Origin of the sequence: Azospirillum thermophilum (genome assembly GCF_003130795.1) — a bacterium.
GTDB classification, from domain to species: domain Bacteria; phylum Pseudomonadota; class Alphaproteobacteria; order Azospirillales; family Azospirillaceae; genus Azospirillum; species Azospirillum thermophilum.
The window spans coordinates 697,501-715,616 of record NZ_CP029353.1 but is presented as its reverse complement, the minus strand read 5'-3'; the positions used below and the strand labels follow the sequence as shown (position 1 = coordinate 715,616).

The window sequence follows — 18,116 nt, the reverse complement described above, 5'->3', positions numbered from 1 at the left end:
CGTCGGCCGAGCCGACGCCTGAAGGCCTGGAGAACCCTAGCTTTAGCGGCTGCCGCGGCGCCGGCCCACCAGATGCGCGACAGCCCCCGACTCGGGAGAGGTACCTCCGGCGGCACCGGCACGACTCGGCCTGAGGCTCGCCGGCGGGATGCAACCATCGGGCGTCGCAGCGGTTAGATCCGCTGCAACCGCACGGGAAGGAGCCCTGTCATGCACAAGATGTTGATTGCGACCCTGTCGGCTTTCGCCCTGATGACCGGCGTCGCGGCGGCCCAGGCACCGGCCGGCAACGCCACCGTGCCGGACGCGCAGAACGCGCCGGTGCGCGGGTCGCTGAGCCCGTCGCTGGGCAGCGGCGGCGCGCCGAGCGTCGAGCAGTTGATGAACAAGTCGGTGGTCGGCGCCGACGACCAGACCATCGGCAAGGTCACCGACGTGATCCTGGGGCCGGACGGCCAGGCGCAGTTGATCGTCGTGCGCAGCGGCGGCTTCCTCGGCATCGGCGGCAAGGACATCGCCGCGGACATGAAGCTGGTGGAGGTCGATCCCGGCAACAACGCGCTGAAGCTGCGCGACGTGACGCAGGCCAGCGTGCGCGACATGCCGGAGTTCCGCTATGACGACAGCATGACTTCGCTGAACCGCGGCCCGCAGCGCGACGCCACCAAGGAGGGTGCCAAGGAATAGCGGCCGGACGGCAGGCGCTCGTCAGCGCTCGTCGGCGCCGGCCCGCGGACGGGAGACCGGACGGCAGAGGTCGTCCATCATCTCGTCCGCCCGCCGGCCGAACCGTTCGGCCAGATGGCGCAGCCGGCCGTCGCCGGTCTTCCGTGCCCGCTCCGCCATATGATGGCTGAGCGCCGCGAACTGCCGGGCGATGGAGGCATAGTCGGGGGTGGTGTAGGCGGGCTCTCCGGTCTGCCCGGCCGCCTCCTGCTGTGCGGGCTGGCCGGCGGAGGCCGGAAGCCGCCCGGGGTGGGAAATACGCGTCGCCAAGACTGGTCCTGCCGTGCCGATGACGCCCTGTTCGGATCGGGCTCATGCTGGCACGGCGGAGGGATGCGCAGAACGCTCGCTTAAGTCGAGCTTCGGCTTCCTTTGGTTGAGGCGGCCGGCCGCGAAGGCCGTGCCAACCGCATAGGACGCGGCAGATTTTTCCCGGTGCCCCACCCTTTGCCGGACAGGCGGACAGACGCTCAGTCGATCAGCAGGTCGAGGGTCGAGCGGACGACCTGCACGATCTCGCCGCCATGCTGGCCGACGGCGACGGACTGGTCGCGGGCGCCGATGATGATGGACAGCTCATGCTCGGTGGTCGGGGCGAAGCGGGCGATCTCCGCCACCAGATCGTCGGCGAGCACGGCGTCGCGCGTGGTTCCCTGGGCATTGGCGGTGCGGTCGCGCCAGACATTCAGCGCGCCGATGATCGCCGCCTCGATCTGCTGCGACTCCTCCTTGCGCTTCAGGTCCTGGAAGAGGACCAGCACCCGCCACGCCCCGTCGGCATAGGCGGTGTCGATTCGCTCGACCTCCACCGTGCGCAGGAAGGCCGACAGATGGGCCTGCGCCTCCTCCGCAGCCGCGTCGGGAATCGTGAAGGTGCGGACTTCCTTGCTCATCGCCCTGTCCTCGCAGGCTGCCGTTCGCTGGTTGCAGCCTACACGAAGCGGCACCACCGCGGCAAATCAGGACCATCCGCGGGGATCTCCGAAAGAGACGGGGCCGAAGGAGGCGGGGCCACCCCCAATGATCCGGGCGCCGGGACGCCGCCGGGGGCGTTGTTGCCGGGAGGGCCGGCGCGCAGACCGCCGGCCCCTGCCCCCTGCTGTTGCCCCCCTGCTGTTGCCCCCTGCCGTTGCCGTGGCGAGCCACCGATGACCGAACCTTCGTCCTCCGCCCCCGGCCCGTCCCCCCGGCCGGGCCCTCCCGAGCTGAGAGCCCCCGGCCCCTTCGCTCCGGAGGAGCCGCCGCCCTCCCCCGCTCCGGCCCCCGGCACCGCCGGCGCTGGCCGGTCGCGCTCGGCCTGCTGGCCGTGCTGCTGCTGGCGGCAGCGGGTGGCGGCCTCTGGATGGCGCACCAGATGCGGATGGAGGCCTTCGTCCGCTTCAACCTGAACCGCATCGCCAACATGGCGGACCGGGCCGGGCGGCAGACGGCGCCGGTCACGGTGGTGGCGCTCGGCGGCGGCGGCCTGCGTGACCGGACGCTGGACGAATCGGGCATGGCGGAGGTCGCGGCACGCCATGGGGTGGACCAGCTCCAGTTCCTGCGCATCGTCCATCCGCAGGGGGAGTTCGCCGACTTCACGCCCCTGCTCGACCGCATCCTGCGGCTGAAGCCGACCCTGGTGCTGGTCGACCGCGGGGTGCTGGCACGGGAGCGCAGCGGGCTCGGCGACGTCGAGGCGACCCTGCTGGCGCTCGCCGGGCTGTGGCAGGGACGCGACGTCCTGCCCGACCAGGTGGCGATCCAGTATGGCCGGAGCTGCGCCCTCGTCCCGGCCGGGGCCGCCCCGCCGGCCGCCGGCCGGGACGAGGGCGATCTGCCGGGCCTGCCCGCCCTCACCCGATTCGCCGGGCGGGCGAAGGCCGCGGGGATCCCGGTCCTGCTGCTCGACCCGGCGCCGGCGGCGCAGGCGGGGGAGGCGGCAGCCGCCTCCCAGGCCGCCTCCCAGGCCGCCGCGCAGGGCCTGCCGGTGCTGCGGCCGGCCATGACCGCGCAGCCCGCCGCCGCCGGCTGCCAGGAGGCGCGCGCCGCCTGGTCGGCCGCCCTGATGGCCGGAGTCGCCGGCACGCTCGCCGCCCCGCGCACCGAGTCCGCCGCCCTGCCCTGACCGGCCGCCCTGGCGGACGCCGGCCCCGGCCGATCATCCGGGCCGGCCGTTCAGCATCCGTTATTGCGGTAATTTTAGGCAAATACTTGACATCCCGCGCCGCAGCGAAGCGGGACTTGCATCGTTCGCTTGTCGCGTGTGATAAGGCGGCAAATGTCGGGCAATGCCAACTGCCTTGTCATCAAAGTGAAACTCTCCGGATTCTAAGATCAGCCGGCCGACGATGCTCATGACCGACCAGACCGCTCCTGCGAAGATCATTCGCAATGATGCGGCACAACAGCGGAATACCAGGATGGATTACAGCGTCCACGATGCGCAGGACAGCACGGAAATCCGCCTGAAGGGCCGGATGACCTATTCGGACCACGACACGTTCCGCTCGGTGATCGCCGCGTTCGAACGGCCGCCGGGGCACCGGATCGTCTTCGACCTGTCCGGCCTGGACTTCGTCGATTCCTCCGGGCTCGGCATGTTCATTATCGCGAAGGATACGGCGGAGAAGCGGAACCTGCAGTTCACGCTGCGCGGCGCCCGCGACGAGGTGCAGCGGCTGATCACCATCGCCAAGTTCCACAAGGTCTTCTCCATCGACGACTGACGGCCGGCCCGCCATGACCACCGGAGCGGCCAGCATGGCCTGTGCGGCAGACCTTTCTCCCCCCGGGCCTCCCTCCGGGTCGTCCCCCTCCACCCTCTACGGGATCGACCTCGGCATTCCGCTGGGCGACCGCCGGGTGCTGGTGGCCGATACCAGCCCGTTCAACCGGCGCACGCTCGCGCGCTTCCTCCAGTGGGCGGGAATCACCAAGGTCGGCTTCGCCGGCAGCGGGCCCGAGGTGCTGGCCCAGGTCGCCGCGATGGAACCGGACCTGCTGCTGATCGACAGCGCCCTGCCGCAGATGGACGGCATCGCCGTCTGCCGCGCGCTGCGCAGCGACCCGCGCTGGCGCGACCTGCCGATCGTGCTGCAGAGCGCCAACCAGTCGGACCATCTGCGCGCCGTCTGCTTCCAGGCCGGCGCCAACGACCTGCTGACCAAGCCGATCAACCCCGGCGAATGCGTCGCCCGCGTGCGCTACCATCTGGAGCGCCGCTCCATGGTCCAGGAACTGCGGTCCTTCCGCGAGCGGCTGGAGCGCGATCTGGCCCAGGCGCGGGCGATGCAGCTCTCCCTGGTGCCGGATGCCGGCTTCCTGGCGCGGCTCGCCGGGCGCAGCGGGCTGGCGATCGAGCCGGTCTTCCAGAGCTCCGACGAGATCGGCGGCGACGTCTGGACGGCGGTGGAGATCGACCCGGACCATGTCGGCGTGCTGGTGGCCGACCTGTCGGGCCACGGCATCACGGCGGCGATCAATGCCTTCCGCCTGCATACGCTGCTGTCGCGCGCCTCGCCCGTCGTGCTGCGCGATCCGGCGGGGCTGCTGTCCTTCCTGAATCTGCGGCTGGCGAAGATCCTGTCGGTCGGGCAGTTCGCGACCTGCTTCTACGGCGTGTTCAACCGCCGCGAGGACCGGTTGCGCTATGCCACCGCCGGCGCGCCGAGCCCGATCCTGCTGCCGGCCGGCGGGGAACCGCGCCGGCTGGATGGCTCCGGCTTCCTGCTCGGCGCCTTCGCGGGCGCCACCTTCGAGACGCAGGACATTCCCTTCCGTCACGGCGACCGGTTGTTCCTCTATTCCGACGGGCTGAGCGAGGCGCGGGACGCCGAGGGCCGGATGCTGGGCGAGGAGGGGCTGACCGCGCTGGTCGCCGCCGTGGGAGCGGAGTCGGAAGCCGAACCGGCCGCCGGACGGGGACTGGAGCGGACCGGGTCGCCGCTGCGCCGGCTGATGGCCCGCTTCACCGGCCGGTTCGGCGACCGGCCGGCCGACGACCTGACCGCCCTGTGGATCGAGCGCGACTGAGCGGCCTTTGCCGCACCTGCGTCACGCAGCCGCAGCATCAACCGGCCTGCCGGGACACCCGGCGGGAGATCCGGCCTTCTGCTTTATCCACTTTTTGATTATGGTTTTCCGTGTCGGGCGGTACCGCAACACGGAGACGGATGCATGGCTTCCATCATGATCAAGAAGGCCGGCGAAGGGCTGGTCTCGCAAGCGCACCGCAGTGCCGATGTCGGCCCGACCAGCGGCAGTTCCATCGTCTATGAAATCCAGAACGTGCCGGACGGTGTCGGCGTCGACGACGTCATCGCCGCTTTCAAGACCTACCGGCCGGCCGACAAGGTCTATGAGATCGACTGGGCCGATCTGGCGAAGTAACAGGGTGCCGGACCGCGTTCCCCTCTCCGCGTGGAGAGGGGAAAGCCGCCTTCGTGATCCCCTGCGCGCTCACCCCTTCTTCGGGAAGCGGGCGACCCAGCGTTCCAGTTCGGCCACGTGCTCCGCCTCTTCCTGGGCGAACTCCTCGGCCATCATGCGGACCTCGGGGTCGCCGGTGGTGCGGGCGACCTCGGCATAGAAGGCCTGGCCGCGCCGCTCGCTGTCCAGCGCGAGGTCCAGCGCATAATCCACCGTCATCAGATAGTGGGAGCCTTCCATGGAGGCGGCCTCCGGGCTCTCGCCGTCGGGCCACTGGAACTCCTCCGGCGCCAGCGCCGGGATGTCGCGGAAGCCGGAGCGCTTGCGCGCCTCGGCCAGATGCAGGCGGGAGAACTCCGCCATCTTGCCGAAGAAGGACGCAACCTCCTGGTTGCCATAGGTCTTCATCGCCTCCGCCAGGTCGGAGAAGCGGTTGGCCGCCTCCTCCTCCAGCGCGCAGGCGTGCGCGAGGAACAGGGCTGGGTCGTGGATGCTGGTCATGGATCCCTGACTTGTGCGAGTGGCGCCGACGACGGGAAAGACCATAGCGTGAATGAGGGATTGGATCCCACCCCCGGCGCGCGCGGGGTGCGGCGGGTGCGACCTTTTGCACCGGCGGGAGGGGTGATCCCCCGCCGACCCCATTGATTTCCGCCGCGTTTCGCGTCAGCAGATGGGCGCATGAGCAAGCCCGCCCTTCCCCCCCTCCCGATCGATCCCGTCCTGCCGGCCCTGGTGGAGGCGCTGGACGGGCGCGGCGTCGCCGTGCTGCAGGCCCCGCCCGGCGCCGGCAAGACGACCCGCGTGCCGCTCGCCCTGCTCGACCGGCCGTGGCTGCAGGGCCGCAAGATCATCGTGCTGGAGCCGCGGCGGCTGGCCGCCCGCGCCGCCGCCCGCCGGATGGCGGCGATGCTCGGCGAAAGCGTCGGCGAGACGGTGGGATACCGCGTGCGGCTCGACACCAGGGTCGGGCCGAAGACGCGGATCGAGGTGGTCACCGACGGGCTGTTCCTGCGCCAGCTCCAGGAGGATGCCGAGCTGCCGGCGGTCGGTGCCGTGCTGTTCGACGAGTTCCACGAGCGCGGCATCGACAGCGACCTCGCCCTCGCCCTGGTGCAGGAGGCGCGCAACGCCCTGCGCGACGACCTGCGGCTGGTGGTGATGTCGGCGACTCTGGACGCCGCCCCGGTCGCCGCCCTGCTGGCCGACGGGGCCGGCCCGGCGCCGATGGTGACCAGCGAGGGCCGCGCCTTCCCGGTCGAGACGCGCCACCTCGACGCCCCGCCGCCCGGCAGCCGGGTGGAGGAGGCGGTGGCCGCCGCGGTGCGCCGCGCCCTGCGCGAGGAGAGCGGCAACGCGCTGGTCTTCCTGCCGGGCACCGGCGAGATCCGGCGGGTGCAGGCCCTGCTGGAACAGGACGGGCCCGGCCCCGACGTCCTGCTCGCCCCGCTCTACGGCGACCTGACGGCCGAGGCGCAGGACCGCGCCATCGCGCCCAGCCCGCCCGGTACCCGCAAGGTGGTGCTGGCAACCGCCATCGCCGAGACCAGCCTGACCATCGAGGGCATCCGCATCGTGGTGGACAGCGGGCTGATGCGCGTGCCGCGCTTCGACCCGCGCAGCGGCATGACGCGGCTGGTGACGGTCAAGGTCAGCCAGGCCTCGGCCGAGCAGCGCCGCGGCCGCGCCGGCCGTCTGGAGCCCGGCGTCTGCTACCGCCTGTGGCCGGAGGCGACCCACAAGGCGCTGGCCCCCTTTACCGCGCCGGAGATCCTGGACGCCGACCTCGCCCCGCTGGCGCTGGAGCTGGCGGTCTGGGGCGTGGCCGACCCGGCGTCGCTCGCCTGGCTCGACCCGCCGCCCGCCGCGGCACTGGCCCAGGCGCGGGAACTGCTGGCCGAGCTGGGCGCGCTGGACGGGCGCGGCGCGATCACACTGCACGGCCGGCGCATGGCCGGCTTCGGCGTCCATCCCCGCCTCGCCCACATGATGCTGAAGGGCAAGGAGATGGGACAGGGTGTGCTGGCCTGCGAACTGGCCGCCCTGATGGGCGAGCGCGACATCGTCCGCGCCCAGCCGGGCTTCCGCGACGCCGACCTGCGGCTGCGCGTCGACCTGCTGCGCGGACTGGAGGGCGGTGGCCGGGGCGGCGTCGGCCGCGGGCTGACGCTGGAGCGCGGCGGCGCCCAGCAGGCGTTGCGGCAGGCCCGGCAATGGCAGCGGCAGCTCGGCGTCAAGGGAGAGGGCAAGGGCGGGGCCAAGGGAGGAGACGGCGACACGGCGGCGACCGGCCTGCTGGTGGCGCTGGCCTATCCCGACCGCATCGGCCAGCGCCGGCCGGGCAGCGGGGCCGGCGGTGCGGCGGCGCAATACCGGCTGTCCGGCGGGCGCGGCGCCTATTTCGCCGAGCATGAGCCGCTGGCGGCCGAGGACTGGCTGGCGATCGCCGACCTGGACGGGGCGGTGCGCGAATCGCGCATCTTCCTGGCCGCCCCGCTCACGCTGGCCGAGCTGGAGGAGACCTTCGCCGAGCAGATCCGCAGCGAGACCGTCGTCGCCTGGGACGGGCGCGAGCAGGCGGTGCTGGCCCGCCGCCGCCGGATGCTGTTCGCCCTGGCGCTGAAGGACGAGCGGCTGAACAACCCGCCGCCCGAGCAGATCGCCGGGGCGATGCTGCAGGGCATCCGCGGGATGGGGCCTGCCTGCCTGCCCTGGAGCGACGAGCTGCGCAAATGGCAGTCGCGCGTCCTGTTCCTGCGCCGCATGGAGGGGGAGGACTGGCCGGACGTCTCGGACGCCGCGCTGATGGACGGGCTGGAGGAGTGGCTCCTGCCCTTCCTCGACGGGGTGTCGCGCCGGGCGCATCTCGACCGCATCGACCTCGGCGCGGCGCTGCGCGGCCGGCTGCCCTGGGCGCAGCAGCAGCGGCTGGACAGGGAGGCGCCGACCCATGTCGAGGTGCCGAGCGGTTCGCGCGTGCCCATCGACTATTCCGGCGACGAGCCGGTGCTGGCCGTCCGCCTGCAGGAGATGTTCGGGCTGGCCGAGACGCCGCGCATCGCCGGCGGCAAGGTCGCCTTGCTGCTGCACCTGCTGTCGCCGGCCCGCCGCCCGGTGCAGGTCACCCGCGACCTCGCCAGCTTCTGGGCCAACGCCTACAAGGCGGTGAAGGCCGACCTGAAGGGCCAGTATCCCAAGCACTACTGGCCGGACAACCCGCTGGAGGCCGAGCCGACCGCCCGGGCGAAGCCGCGCGGGCGGTGAGCGGCGGCATTCGCGCCCCGACAGCCTCGCCGGACCGGCCGCCTAGACGATGCCGCTCGGCGCGGTCACCGCGTGCTCCTTCAGCACCGCCTCGGATACCGCCGACACCTCGACGAGCTGCACCTCGTAGCCCCAGAGGTTGGCGATGTGGCGCAGCACGGCCTTGGCGTCGCTCTCGTCCAGCAGGATGCCGTTGGTCACCCGGTGGTGCAGGATCAGCTTGCGGTCGCCCGCCAGATCGACGTCGACGATCTGGATGTCCGGCTCCAGGAAGCCCAGGTCGTACTGGCGCGCCATCATCTTGCGCAGGCTGCGGTAGCCCCGCTCGTTGTGGATGTGCTCGACCAGCAGATAGGGGTCCTCGGCGTCGTCGCGCACGCTGAACAGCTTCATCTTCCGGATCAGGTGCGGGCTGAGATACTGCAGGACGAAGCTCTCGTCGCGGAAGTTCGCCCAGGCCTCGCGCAGCGCCGCCATCCCGTCGCCGCTGCCGGCCAGCTCGGGGAACCACTGGCGGTCCTCCTCGGTCGGCTCCTCGGCGATGCGCTTGATGTCCTGCATCATCGCGAAGCCCAGCGCATAGGGGTTGATGCCCGAGAAGCGCTGGTCGTCGAATTCCGGCTGGAAGACGACGGAGGTGTGCGAATGCAGGAATTCCAGCATCGCCCCTTCGTTGATCATCCCCTTCTCGTGCAGCCGGTTCATGATGGTGTAGTGAACGAAGGTCGCGCAACCCTCGTTCATCAGCTTGGTCTGCTTCTGGGGATAGAAATACTGTGAGATGTGCCGGACGATGCGGAGAATTTCCCGCTGCCAGTGCTCCAGCCGCGGCGCCTTCTTCTCCAGGAAATAGAGAAGGTTCTCCTCCGGCAGGCCGAGCAGCTTCTTGCGCTCCGACACCGACTTTGGCGGACGCTGGCCGGCGGTCGGCTTGGGCACCGTGCGCCACAGGTCGTTGAAGGTCTGTTCCTGGTATTCCTGCCGCTCGCGCTCCCGCTTCTGTTCGAGGCGCAGGTCGAGCGAGCGCTTCTTCGGGTATTTGTGCACCCCCTGGTTCATCAGGGCGTGGGCGGCGTCCAGCACCCGCTCCACCGCGGCGTAGCCGTAGCGTTCCTCGCACTGCGAGATGTAGGCCTTGGCGAACTCCAGATAGTCGAGGATGCCCTCGGCGTCGGTCCACTGCTGGAAGAGCTGGTTGTTCTTGAAGAAGTGGTTGTGCCCGAAGGCGGCGTGCGCGATGACCAGCGTCTGCATCGTCATGGTGTTTTCTTCCATGATGTAGCTGATGCAGGGGCTGGAGTTGATGACGATCTCGTAGGCAAGGCCGCGGTAGCCCTTGCGGTAGAGCATCTCGTCGCGCGCGAAATGCTTGCCGAAGGACCAGTGCTTGTACATCAGCGGCATGCCGATCGAGGAGTAGGCGTCGAGCATCTGCTCGGCCGTGATGACCTCGATCTGGTTGGGATAGACGGTGAGGCCCATCTCCTTCAGCGCGATATGCTCGACGGCGTCATAGACGCGCTTGATCTTGTCGTAGTCCCAGTCCACCCCCTCGTAGAGGAGGGCTTCGGGCTTGGAAACGATCTCGATACCCATGGGTCGGCCTCCGTTCAGGCGCCGGCCTTCTCGCGGGCGAACAACTCGCGGAAGACGGGGAAGATTTCACGGCGCGAGCGCACGCGGCGCATGGCGAGCGGCAGGTCGGGCCGCTGCACCTGCTTGTAGGTGCGCCACAGCTCCGTCTCGCGGCCCAGCGCCGACAGGCCCATGTTGTGCTCCGCCGCCACCTCGATGTAGGCGAAATACTGGCACATGGGCAGGATCACGTCGCGCAGCAGGGTCACCGACTTGGCATTGTCCGACGACATGTTGTCGCCGTCCGACGCCTGGGCGGCGTAGATGTTCCACTCGTTCTCCGGATAGCGCTCCTTGACGACGCGCTCCATCTCCTCCAGCGCGGTGGAGACGACGGTGCCGCCGGTCTCCGTCGAATAGAAGAAGGTCTCCTCGTCCACCTCCTTCGCCTCGTGGGTGTGGCGGATGAAGACGATGTCCACCGAGCGGTAGCGCCGCTTCAGGAACAGGTAGAGCAGCATGAAGAAGCGCTTGGCGAGATCCTTCATGTGCTCGGTCATCGAGCCGGAGACGTCCATCAGGCAGAACATGACCGCCTGCGCGATGGGCTTCGGCACCGATTCGAACCGGTTGTAGCGGACGTCGATCGGATCGATGAAGGGGATGCGCCTGGACCGCAGGTAGAAGCGTTCGAGCTGCTCGCGCAGGGCCTGGATCTGCTCCGGATCCTCGCCGGCCTCCTCCGCCTCCTTCAGCATCTTCTCCAGCTCGGCGATCTCGTCGGGCTTGGGACGCTTCAGCGCGATGCGGCGGCTCAGGCTGTTGCGCATGGTGCGCACCAGGTTGAGGTTGGCGGGCGACCCCGTCACCGAATAGCCGGCCCGCGTCAGCGAGTGCGACTCCGACTGCTTGACCTTCTGCTTCACCAGGTCGGGAAGCTCGAGATCCTCCAGGAAGATGTCCAGGAACTCCTCGCGGGAGAGGACGAAGCGGAAATCGTCCTCGCCCTCGCCGTCCGGGCTGCCCTCGCTGCCGCGGCCGCCGCCGCCGCCGTCCGGGCGCTGGATGGTGTCGCCCTCCACATACTCCTTGTTGCCGGGGACGACATAATTGCGCACGCCCCCGCTGCTGGAGCGGTGGAAGGAGGGTTCCCGCACGCCACCGGCGGAGATGGTGACCTTCTCGCCGTTCTCGATGTCCTGGATGCCCCGCTTGCCCGAGGCATCCCGCACCGCCTTCACCACCTGTTCCTTGGCGCGACGCAGGAAGCGCTGGCGGTTGGCCAGGCTCTTGCCCTGCGGGTTCAGGCGACGGTCGATGATGTTCATCAAGGGGAAACCCCTCCCACCCGTTCGTAGGCTGTCTTCGGGCCGGCCGGCCGGTCACCCGGCCTGTTTGACCCGCATATACCACTCGACCAGCCGGCGGACCTGCCGCTCGGTGTAGCCGCGCGTCATCATGCGCGAGACGAACTCGTTGTGCTTCTTCTCGGTCTCGCTGTCCTTCTTCGAGCCGAAGCTGATGACCGGCAGCAGATCCTCGACCTGGCTGAACATCCGCTTCTCGATCACCTCGCGGATCTTCTCGTAGGAGGTCCAGGACGGGTTGCGGCCGGCGTTGGCGGCCCGCGCGCGCAGCGCGAACTTCACCACCTCGTTGCGGAAGTCCTTCGGGTTGGCGATGCCCGCCGGCTTCTCGATCTTGGTCAGCTCCTGGTTCAGCAGCTCGCGGTTCATCAGCTGGCCGGTGTCGGGATCCTTGAAGTCCTGATCCTCGATCCAGGCGTCGGCATAGTCGACATAGCGGTCGAACAGGTTCTGCCCATAGTCGTGATAGGATTCCAGATAGGCCTTCTGGATCTCGTTGCCGATGAACTCCGCGTAGCGCGGCGCCAGCTCGGCCTTGATGAACTCGATGTACTTCTTCTCGGTGTCGTCGGGGAACTGCTCGCGCTTGATCGACTGCTCCAGGATGTACATCAGGTGCACGGGATCGGCCGAGATCTCCGTGCTGTCGTAGTTGAAGGTGGCGGCCAGCACCTTGAACGCGAAGCGCGTCGAGATGCCGTCCATGCCCTCGTCCACGCCGGCCTGGTCCTTGTACTCCTGCATGGACTTGGCCTTGGGATCGGTCTCCTTGACGCTCTCGCCGTCATAGACGCGCATCTTGGAATAGAGGCTGGAGTTCGGATGCTCGCGCAGCCGCGACAGCACCGAGAAGCGCGCCAGCATCTGCAGGGTCGACGGCGCGCAGGGCGCCGTGGCGAGGTCGGAACCGCTGACCAGCTTCTCGTAGATCTTCTGCTCCTCCGCCACCCGCAGGCAGTAGGGGACCTTGATCACGCAGATGCGGTCGATGAAGGCCTCGTTGTTCTTGTTGTTCTTGAAGGTCTGCCACTCCGCCTCGTTGGAGTGGGCGAGGATGATGCCCTGGAAGGGAATGGCGCCGATGTTCTCCGACCCGACATAGTTGCCCTCCTGCGTCGCGGTCAGCAGGGGGTGCAGCATCTTGATCGGGGCCTTGAACATCTCCACGAATTCCATGATGCCCTGCGTCGCCCGGTTCAGGCCGCCGGAGAAGCTGTAGGCATCCGGATCGTTCTGGCTGAACATCTCCAGCTTGCGGATATCGACCTTGCCGACCAGCGAGGAGATGTCCTGGTTGTTCTCGTCGCCCGGCTCCGTCTTGGTCACGCAGATCTGGCGCAGCTTGCTGGGATGCAGCTTGACCACCTTGAAGCGGGAGATGTCGCCGCCGAACTCGTCGAGACGCTTGATCGCCCAGGGGCTCATCAGGCCGGTCAGGCGCCGGCGCGGGATGCCGTAGCGCTCCTCGATCATCGGGCCGATCTCTTCCGGATTGAAGAGGCCGAGCGGACTCTCGAAGATCGGGCTGACCTCCCTGCCGGCCTTCAGCGCGTAGATCGGGCACTTCTCCATCAGCGACTTCAGCCGCTCGGCGAGCGAGGACTTGCCGCCGCCGACCGGGCCCAGCAGGTAGAGGATCTGCTTGCGCTCCTCCAGCCCCTGGGCGGCATGGCGGAAGAAGCCGACGATGCGCTCGATCGTCTCTTCCATGCCGAAGAAATCGGCGAAGGCGGGATAGACCTTGATGGTCCGGTTCATGAAGATGCGGCCAAGGCGCGGATCCTTGGCGGTGTCGACCACCTCCGGTTCCCCGATCGCGGCGAGGATGCGCTCTGCCGCGGTGGAGTACGTCATGGGGTCGTCACGGCAGGCCTCCAGATATTCCGTGAGGGACATCTCGACCTCGCGGCGCCCCTCATAGGACTGCGTGTAGCGCGTGAACAGTTCGTCGGCCGGGAACATTCGTCGCTCCGTCTTCGTCTAGTCCGATGCGTCGGGGCCACCGCCGGGAAACCCGGACGGCGCGGGCGGCAGATGCCGCAGTCGCTCAGGCGGCTTCAGCCGCAGTCGCTCAGGCGGCGGGTGCCGCAATGGCTGAAGCGGCAGGTGCCGCAATGGTTGGGGTGGTGCGGGCCTTATCCCCCCGCCCTGCCCTCGCTCACCGAAGAAAGCCAGCACAGTTATCCGGTTTTTGTCGCAAAACCGCGCCCCCACGGGGTCGCCGAACTCGAACGAGTCAAAACTGAATGTAATGCTCGACCTAGAGCTTTCCAGGCACTCAGGGTTAATAAGCGGAAAGCCCGTCGGGAAGGGATCGCAGACCATCCGGCGTAGGCCGAACGGAGAAAAACGGCTCGCCTGATTTGCCGTGGCGGGATGCGTGGGACGCTGCACGGCGGCGTGGCGACGCCGCGCGTCCGACCTTGAACCGTTCCGGACCGAACAGGCGGATAATCTCACGCCATCGCCCTCCAGAGTCTGGTACCGGCGGGACCCGTCGGCAGACGGGCGGTTCCGGTACGACGGTTAATCGTAAGCGTGCTCCTCAAACATTAACAATTTTTGACACGGCCCGGTGCCCGCGGCGCCGGCAAAAGGTTGGACCTTCACCGGCGCAGGGGGAGTGCCGCCATCGGGTCCGCCCGGCCCTCTGCCGATCGGAGAGGATCGCGGCTTCCCCTTAAGTCAGATGGTGGGACCCAACCTGGGCCGTCAACAAGGCGGAAATTGGGCCAAGCCACGGCGCCGGCGGCGCATCCTGCGGACGGCGCGACAAAAAACCGTAACACTTCAAAGCTTTGGCACCTCTGCCACAGGGGTGCGAAAAATTGTGGCAGCGGATCGGACAGCCTTCTTGACCGGTGGGCGGAGCAATGAGCCTCGCCCGCCGGACCGGCGGGCGTCAGGCAAAGCGCGGCATGAAGGCGCGGCGCAGATCCTCGGCGCTCACCGGCTTGGCCAGCAACACATCGGCGCCGGCCCCGAGGGCTTCCTGCCGCCGGTCGTCGTCGACCCGGCTGGACATCAGCACGACCGGCAGGTTGCTGCTGCGCGGATCGCCGCTGGACCGCAGGCTGCGCACGAAGGCGAAGCCATCGGTCGGCTGCATCTCGACATCGCAGAGCACCGCATCCGGTCCATGGGCCGAGACCGCGGTCAGCCCGCTTTCCCCATCGGAGGCCTGGAGCACCGTGGCGAAGCCGAGCGCCGCCAGCATCTTCGCCAGCACCATCCGGGTGAAGGACTCGTCCTCGACAACCAGAACCGATCGTCCCGCGAATGCCCCGTCACCGGTCATGGAGGTCCTCTTCTGGCTTATGGCCGGAGCCGGTACCGTCACGCTTGGGCTCCGCCGTTGGTGTACGACGGGTGGCCGCCTGTTGCAACCGGCTCGCAGCGGGTCTCGCCGGTTTCGGAGGGGGTATTGCGCCGGACGGCGGCGGCGGCTTAGATCGGGGCATGAGCTTCATGGACCGCATCCGCGCGTGCAACGCGCATGACCTTTCCGGCTTCCGCCCGTTCGAACTGGAAGGTCACCGTCTCGGCTGGATCAGCCACAGCCTGGCCGACCGGCTTCCCTCCATCGATCCCGGCTTCGTCAGCAACGCGGAGCGGGTGACGCTCGCCCCGGAGATCCGCGACTTCGAAGCCCGCTCGGCCGTGCTGCAGCATGCCGCGGAGTTCCTGTTCGAGGAGGGGCGGGTCGCAAAGCTGCGCGGCGAATACTACCCGGTGGCGCCGCGCTGGGGGCGGAGCCGCTGGCCCGGCTGGACCGCGCGGCGGTCGCCGCCTTCGGCATCGAATCCTACGGACTGCACGTCAACGGCTTCGTCCGCGGGCCGGACGGGGCGCTGTCGCTGTGGATCGGGCGGCGGGCGATGGACCGCGAGGTCTGCCCCGGCCAGTACGACAACATGATCGCCGGCGGCCAGCCGATCGGCCTGTCGCTGGAAGAGAACCTGATCAAGGAAGCTTCGGAGGAGGCCGGACTGGCCGCCGAGGTCGCCCGCCGTGCCGTGCCGGTCGGCGCCATCAGCTACACCCTGGAAACCGACGGCGGGCTGAAGCAGGACCGGCTGTTCGTCTACGACCTCGAACTGCCGGCCGACCTGGTCCCGGAGAACACCGACGGCGAAGTCGAAAGCTTCGCGCTGTGGCCGGTCCAGCAGGCTCTGGAATCGGTGCGCGACAGCGAGGACTGGAAGTTCAACGTCAACCTTGTGGTGATCGACTTCCTGATCCGCCATGGCGTGATCCATCCCGGCAACGAGCCGGATTATCTGGAGATCGTCCGCGGCCTGCGCCGATAGAACCGGACGCCCCGCTTGCGTCAAGTCCGGTCAGTCGCCCGACCGTGACGCAAGCGGACGGTTCCGGCCATTATGGGGCGGGTGACGGGGCGCGGCCTGGACGGCCTGGACGGCCTGGATTGACGACGAGCCACCGTCCGAACAGGCAAAAGCCCGCGCTCCATTTTGGATGCGGGCTGTGTGGTATCGGTGGTTGCGGGGGCAGGATTTGAACCTGCGACCTTCAGGTTATGAGCCTGACGAGCTACCGGGCTGCTCCACCCCGCGGGAAGACCGTGGTCCGGCATCCGGCCGGAACGCGTGGGCGGCGTGGGTCCGGGGCGGACCGGCATGACGATGAGAAGAGTGCGAACCCTGAGCTTGGGAGGACGGGGCCAACTTGTGCCGTGGTGACCTGGCGGCGACCTACTCTCCCACATCTTAAGATGCAGTACCATCGGCGCTGAGGCTTTTCACGGCCGAGTTCGGAATGGGATCGGGTGTTTGACACCTCGCCATGACCACCAGGTCACCGCGGCACAAGGATGCCTCACCGTCCACCCCCGCTCGGGGATCGCGCTTGCCGGCGCGTGCCGCTGTCGTAGCGGCCCGGGCCCGGCGTTGCAAGTGTTTTTCGTCCAAGGACACGCCCCTCCAGGGGCGTCATCGACAAGGCGTCTGGCTGGCGCGTGCAGGCAGGCTTGCTGCTGCGCGCGGCGCCGGCTCGAAGGCTGAAATCAAGCCGCTCGAGCGATTAGTAAGGCTTAGCTTCAGGTGTTGCCACCCTTCCACACGCCTCCTATCGACGTGATGGTCTATCACGGCTCTTGTGGGGAGGTCTGGTTTAGAGGTGGGTTTCCCGCTTAGATGCTTTCAGCGGTTATCCCGTCCGCACTTAGCTACCCGGCTGTGCCACTGGCGTGACAACCGGTACACCAGAGGTGCGTCCATCCCGGTCCTCTCGTACTAGGGACAGATCCTCGCAAAACTCCGACACCCACGGCAGATAGGGACCGAACTGTCTCACGACGTTCTAAACCCAGCTCACGTACCACTTTAATCGGCGAACAGCCGAACCCTTGGGACCTGCTCCAGCCCCAGGATGTGATGAGCCGACATCGAGGTGCCAAACGACGCCGTCGATATGGACTCTTGGGCGTCATCAGCCTGTTATCCCCGGCGTACCTTTTATCCGTTGAGCGATGGCCCGTCCACGTGGAACCACCGGATCACTATGGCCGACTTTCGTCTCTGCTCGACTTGTCGGTCTTGCAGTCAGGCGGGCTTATGCCATTGCACTCGACGAGCGATTTCCGACCGCTCTGAGCCCACCATCGCGCGCCTCCGTTACTCTTTGGGAGGCGACCGCCCCAGTCAAACTACCCGCCATGCAGGGTCCCGGCTCCGGATCACGGAGCGCGGTTAGATGCCAGAGACCTCAAGGGTGGTATTTCAAGGGTGGCTCCACCCGAGCTGGCGCCCGGGCTTCCTAGCCTCCCACCTATCCTACACATGAGATCCCTAGCACCACTGCAAAGCTGTAGTAAAGGTGCACGGGGTCTTTCCGTCTGACCGCGGGTACTCCGCATCTTCACGGAGAGTTCAATTTCGCTGAGTTGGTGTTGGAGACAGCGGGGAAGTCGTTACGCCATTCGTGCAGGTCGGAACTTACCCGACAAGGAATTTCGCTACCTTAGGACCGTTATAGTTACGGCCGCCGTTTACCGGGGCTTCAATTCAAGGCTTGCACCTCTCCTCTTAACCTTCCGGCACCGGGCAGGCGTCAGACCCTATACGTCGCCTTGTGTGGCTTCGCAGAGCCCTGTGTTTTTAGTAAACAGTCGCCACCCCCTGGTCTGTGCCCCCCACAGGTGGTTGCCCACCCATGGGGCCCTCTTCTTCCGAAGTTACGAGGGCAATTTGCCGAGTTCCTTCAACACCATTCTCTCAAGCGCCTGGGTATGCTCTACCAGTCCACCTGTGTCGGTTTCGGGTACGGTCTGTACGGCGGGGCTGTTTCCTGGGACGGGTCCACAGCACGCCCAATCCGATAAGGGCGTACACGCTTTCCCATCCGTCACCTCCGCCAGGCCCAGGACTATTAACCTGGTTCCCATCGACTACGCCTTTCGGCCTCGCCTTAGGGGCCGGCTCACCCTGCGTGGATTAACCTTGCGCAGGAACCCTTGGACTTTCGGCGAGAGTGTTTCTCACACTCTTTGTCGCTACTCATGTCAGCATTCTCACTTCCGATACCTCCAGGCGGCCTCACGGACACCCTTCGCAGGCTTACGGAACGCTCCGCTACCACGTGATCTGACGATCACATCCGCAGCTTCGGTACACGGCTTGAGCCCCGTTACATTTTCGGCGCAGGCCGGCTTAACTAGACCAGTGAGCTATTACGCTTTCTTTAAAGGATGGCTGCTTCTAAGCCAACCTCCTGGTTGTCATGGCCTTCCCACATCCTTTCCCACTTAGCCGT

15 protein-coding genes, 1 tRNA gene and 2 rRNA genes (1 of these 18 running past the window's edge) are annotated in these 18,116 nt (G+C 67.7%); 8 read left to right on the top strand and 10 right to left on the bottom strand.

Annotated features, from left to right (window positions below):
• Positions 1-210 precede the first annotated feature (210 nt).
• Positions 211-687, top strand: coding sequence for a PRC-barrel domain-containing protein (locus DEW08_RS09500; RefSeq protein WP_109326556.1), 477 nt, complete (start codon positions 211-213; stop codon positions 685-687).
• 21 nt (positions 688-708) lie between these two features.
• Here DEW08_RS09500 and DEW08_RS09495 read toward each other — a convergent pair whose 3' ends face one another.
• Both DEW08_RS09495 and DEW08_RS09490 read right to left on the bottom strand, forming a co-directional pair.
• On the bottom strand, positions 709-996 hold the full coding sequence (locus tag DEW08_RS09495) for a hypothetical protein (protein ID WP_109326555.1): 288 nt from the start codon (positions 994-996) through the stop codon (positions 709-711).
• 200 nt (positions 997-1,196) lie between these two features.
• The gene (locus tag DEW08_RS09490; protein WP_109326554.1) at positions 1,197-1,619 is read right to left on the bottom strand and encodes an HRDC domain-containing protein; all 423 of its coding nucleotides are present in this window, start codon (positions 1,617-1,619) and stop codon (positions 1,197-1,199) included.
• 413 nt (positions 1,620-2,032) lie between these two features.
• Between DEW08_RS09490 and DEW08_RS09485 the strand changes: the two genes are divergently transcribed.
• The 4 genes from DEW08_RS09485 to DEW08_RS09470 all read left to right on the top strand — a co-directional run bounded on the left by DEW08_RS09485 (position 2,033) and on the right by DEW08_RS09470 (position 5,097).
• The gene (locus DEW08_RS09485) at positions 2,033-2,833 is read left to right on the top strand and encodes a hypothetical protein (RefSeq protein ID WP_168220327.1); all 801 of its coding nucleotides are present in this window, start codon (positions 2,033-2,035) and stop codon (positions 2,831-2,833) included.
• A gap of 229 nt (positions 2,834-3,062) precedes the next feature.
• On the top strand, positions 3,063-3,434 hold the full coding sequence (locus tag DEW08_RS09480) for an STAS domain-containing protein (RefSeq protein WP_245986547.1): 372 nt from the start codon (positions 3,063-3,065) through the stop codon (positions 3,432-3,434).
• Between the two features lie 34 nt (positions 3,435-3,468).
• Entirely contained in the window at positions 3,469-4,740 is a 1,272-nt protein-coding gene (locus tag DEW08_RS09475; protein ID WP_109326551.1) for a PP2C family protein-serine/threonine phosphatase, read from the top strand.
• Positions 4,741-4,884: 144 nt separating this feature from the next.
• A complete protein-coding gene (locus DEW08_RS09470; protein WP_109326550.1) occupies positions 4,885-5,097 on the top strand; it encodes a hypothetical protein in 213 nt (70 codons plus the stop codon).
• Between the two features lie 69 nt (positions 5,098-5,166).
• On the opposite strand, the gene DEW08_RS09465 is transcribed toward DEW08_RS09470, so the two are convergent.
• Positions 5,167-5,637, bottom strand: a complete 471-nt coding sequence (locus tag DEW08_RS09465) for a ferritin-like domain-containing protein (RefSeq protein ID WP_109326549.1) — start codon at positions 5,635-5,637, stop codon at positions 5,167-5,169.
• A gap of 180 nt (positions 5,638-5,817) precedes the next feature.
• Between DEW08_RS09465 and hrpB the strand changes: the two genes are divergently transcribed.
• Complete coding sequence (hrpB, locus tag DEW08_RS09460) at positions 5,818-8,400, top strand: ATP-dependent helicase HrpB (protein WP_109326548.1); 2,583 nt, start codon at positions 5,818-5,820, stop codon at positions 8,398-8,400.
• A gap of 42 nt (positions 8,401-8,442) precedes the next feature.
• Here hrpB and DEW08_RS09455 read toward each other — a convergent pair whose 3' ends face one another.
• The 4 genes from DEW08_RS09455 to DEW08_RS09440 form a co-directional block, all read right to left on the bottom strand.
• Positions 8,443-9,996, bottom strand: a complete 1,554-nt coding sequence (locus DEW08_RS09455; protein WP_109326547.1) for a SpoVR family protein — start codon at positions 9,994-9,996, stop codon at positions 8,443-8,445.
• Between the two features lie 14 nt (positions 9,997-10,010).
• The gene (locus DEW08_RS09450) at positions 10,011-11,303 is read right to left on the bottom strand and encodes a YeaH/YhbH family protein (RefSeq protein WP_109326543.1); all 1,293 of its coding nucleotides are present in this window, start codon (positions 11,301-11,303) and stop codon (positions 10,011-10,013) included.
• 54 nt (positions 11,304-11,357) lie between these two features.
• Positions 11,358-13,304 carry a PrkA family serine protein kinase gene (locus tag DEW08_RS09445; protein ID WP_109326542.1) on the bottom strand — a complete coding sequence of 649 codons (1,947 nt, stop codon included), beginning with the start codon at positions 13,302-13,304 and terminating at the stop codon, positions 11,358-11,360.
• Between the two features lie 940 nt (positions 13,305-14,244).
• Entirely contained in the window at positions 14,245-14,640 is a 396-nt protein-coding gene (locus tag DEW08_RS09440; RefSeq protein ID WP_109326540.1) for a response regulator, read from the bottom strand.
• A 161-nt stretch (positions 14,641-14,801) separates the two neighbouring features.
• On the opposite strand from DEW08_RS09440, the gene DEW08_RS33430 reads away from it, so the two are divergent.
• Positions 14,802-15,260 carry a DUF4743 domain-containing protein gene (locus DEW08_RS33430; RefSeq protein WP_342760762.1) on the top strand — a complete coding sequence of 153 codons (459 nt, stop codon included), beginning with the start codon at positions 14,802-14,804 and terminating at the stop codon, positions 15,258-15,260.
• Complete coding sequence (locus DEW08_RS33425; RefSeq protein ID WP_342760769.1) at positions 15,155-15,652, top strand: NUDIX hydrolase; 498 nt, start codon at positions 15,155-15,157, stop codon at positions 15,650-15,652. The genes DEW08_RS33430 and DEW08_RS33425 overlap by 106 nt, the downstream gene beginning before the upstream one ends.
• Before the next feature lie 190 nt (positions 15,653-15,842).
• Here DEW08_RS33425 and DEW08_RS09430 read toward each other — a convergent pair.
• From DEW08_RS09430 to DEW08_RS09420, 3 genes are all read right to left on the bottom strand, one after another.
• Positions 15,843-15,919: transfer RNA gene (locus DEW08_RS09430), tRNA-Met, on the bottom strand.
• Between the two features lie 125 nt (positions 15,920-16,044).
• Positions 16,045-16,160 (bottom strand): 5S ribosomal RNA (gene rrf / locus DEW08_RS09425).
• Positions 16,161-16,364: 204 nt separating this feature from the next.
• Positions 16,365-18,116 (bottom strand): 23S ribosomal RNA (locus DEW08_RS09420); it runs 996 nt beyond the window's last position.

Coding starts and splice junctions, on each gene's coding strand:
- DEW08_RS09450 (WP_109326543.1), bottom strand. CDS start 11,303: ATGAACATCATCGACCGTCGCCTGAACCCGCAGGGCAAGAGCCTGGCC.
- DEW08_RS09490 (WP_109326554.1), bottom strand. CDS start 1,619: ATGAGCAAGGAAGTCCGCACCTTCACGATTCCCGACGCGGCTGCGGAG.
- DEW08_RS09470 (WP_109326550.1), top strand. CDS start 4,885: ATGGCTTCCATCATGATCAAGAAGGCCGGCGAAGGGCTGGTCTCGCAA.
- DEW08_RS09445 (WP_109326542.1), bottom strand. CDS start 13,304: ATGTTCCCGGCCGACGAACTGTTCACGCGCTACACGCAGTCCTATGAG.
- DEW08_RS09465 (WP_109326549.1), bottom strand. CDS start 5,637: ATGACCAGCATCCACGACCCAGCCCTGTTCCTCGCGCACGCCTGCGCG.
- DEW08_RS09440 (WP_109326540.1), bottom strand. CDS start 14,640: ATGACCGGTGACGGGGCATTCGCGGGACGATCGGTTCTGGTTGTCGAG.
- DEW08_RS09480 (WP_245986547.1), top strand. CDS start 3,063: ATGACCGACCAGACCGCTCCTGCGAAGATCATTCGCAATGATGCGGCA.
- DEW08_RS09455 (WP_109326547.1), bottom strand. CDS start 9,996: ATGGGTATCGAGATCGTTTCCAAGCCCGAAGCCCTCCTCTACGAGGGG.
- DEW08_RS09475 (WP_109326551.1), top strand. CDS start 3,469: ATGGCCTGTGCGGCAGACCTTTCTCCCCCCGGGCCTCCCTCCGGGTCG.
- hrpB (WP_109326548.1), top strand. CDS start 5,818: ATGAGCAAGCCCGCCCTTCCCCCCCTCCCGATCGATCCCGTCCTGCCG.
- DEW08_RS33430 (WP_342760762.1), top strand. CDS start 14,802: ATGAGCTTCATGGACCGCATCCGCGCGTGCAACGCGCATGACCTTTCC.
- DEW08_RS09500 (WP_109326556.1), top strand. CDS start 211: ATGCACAAGATGTTGATTGCGACCCTGTCGGCTTTCGCCCTGATGACC.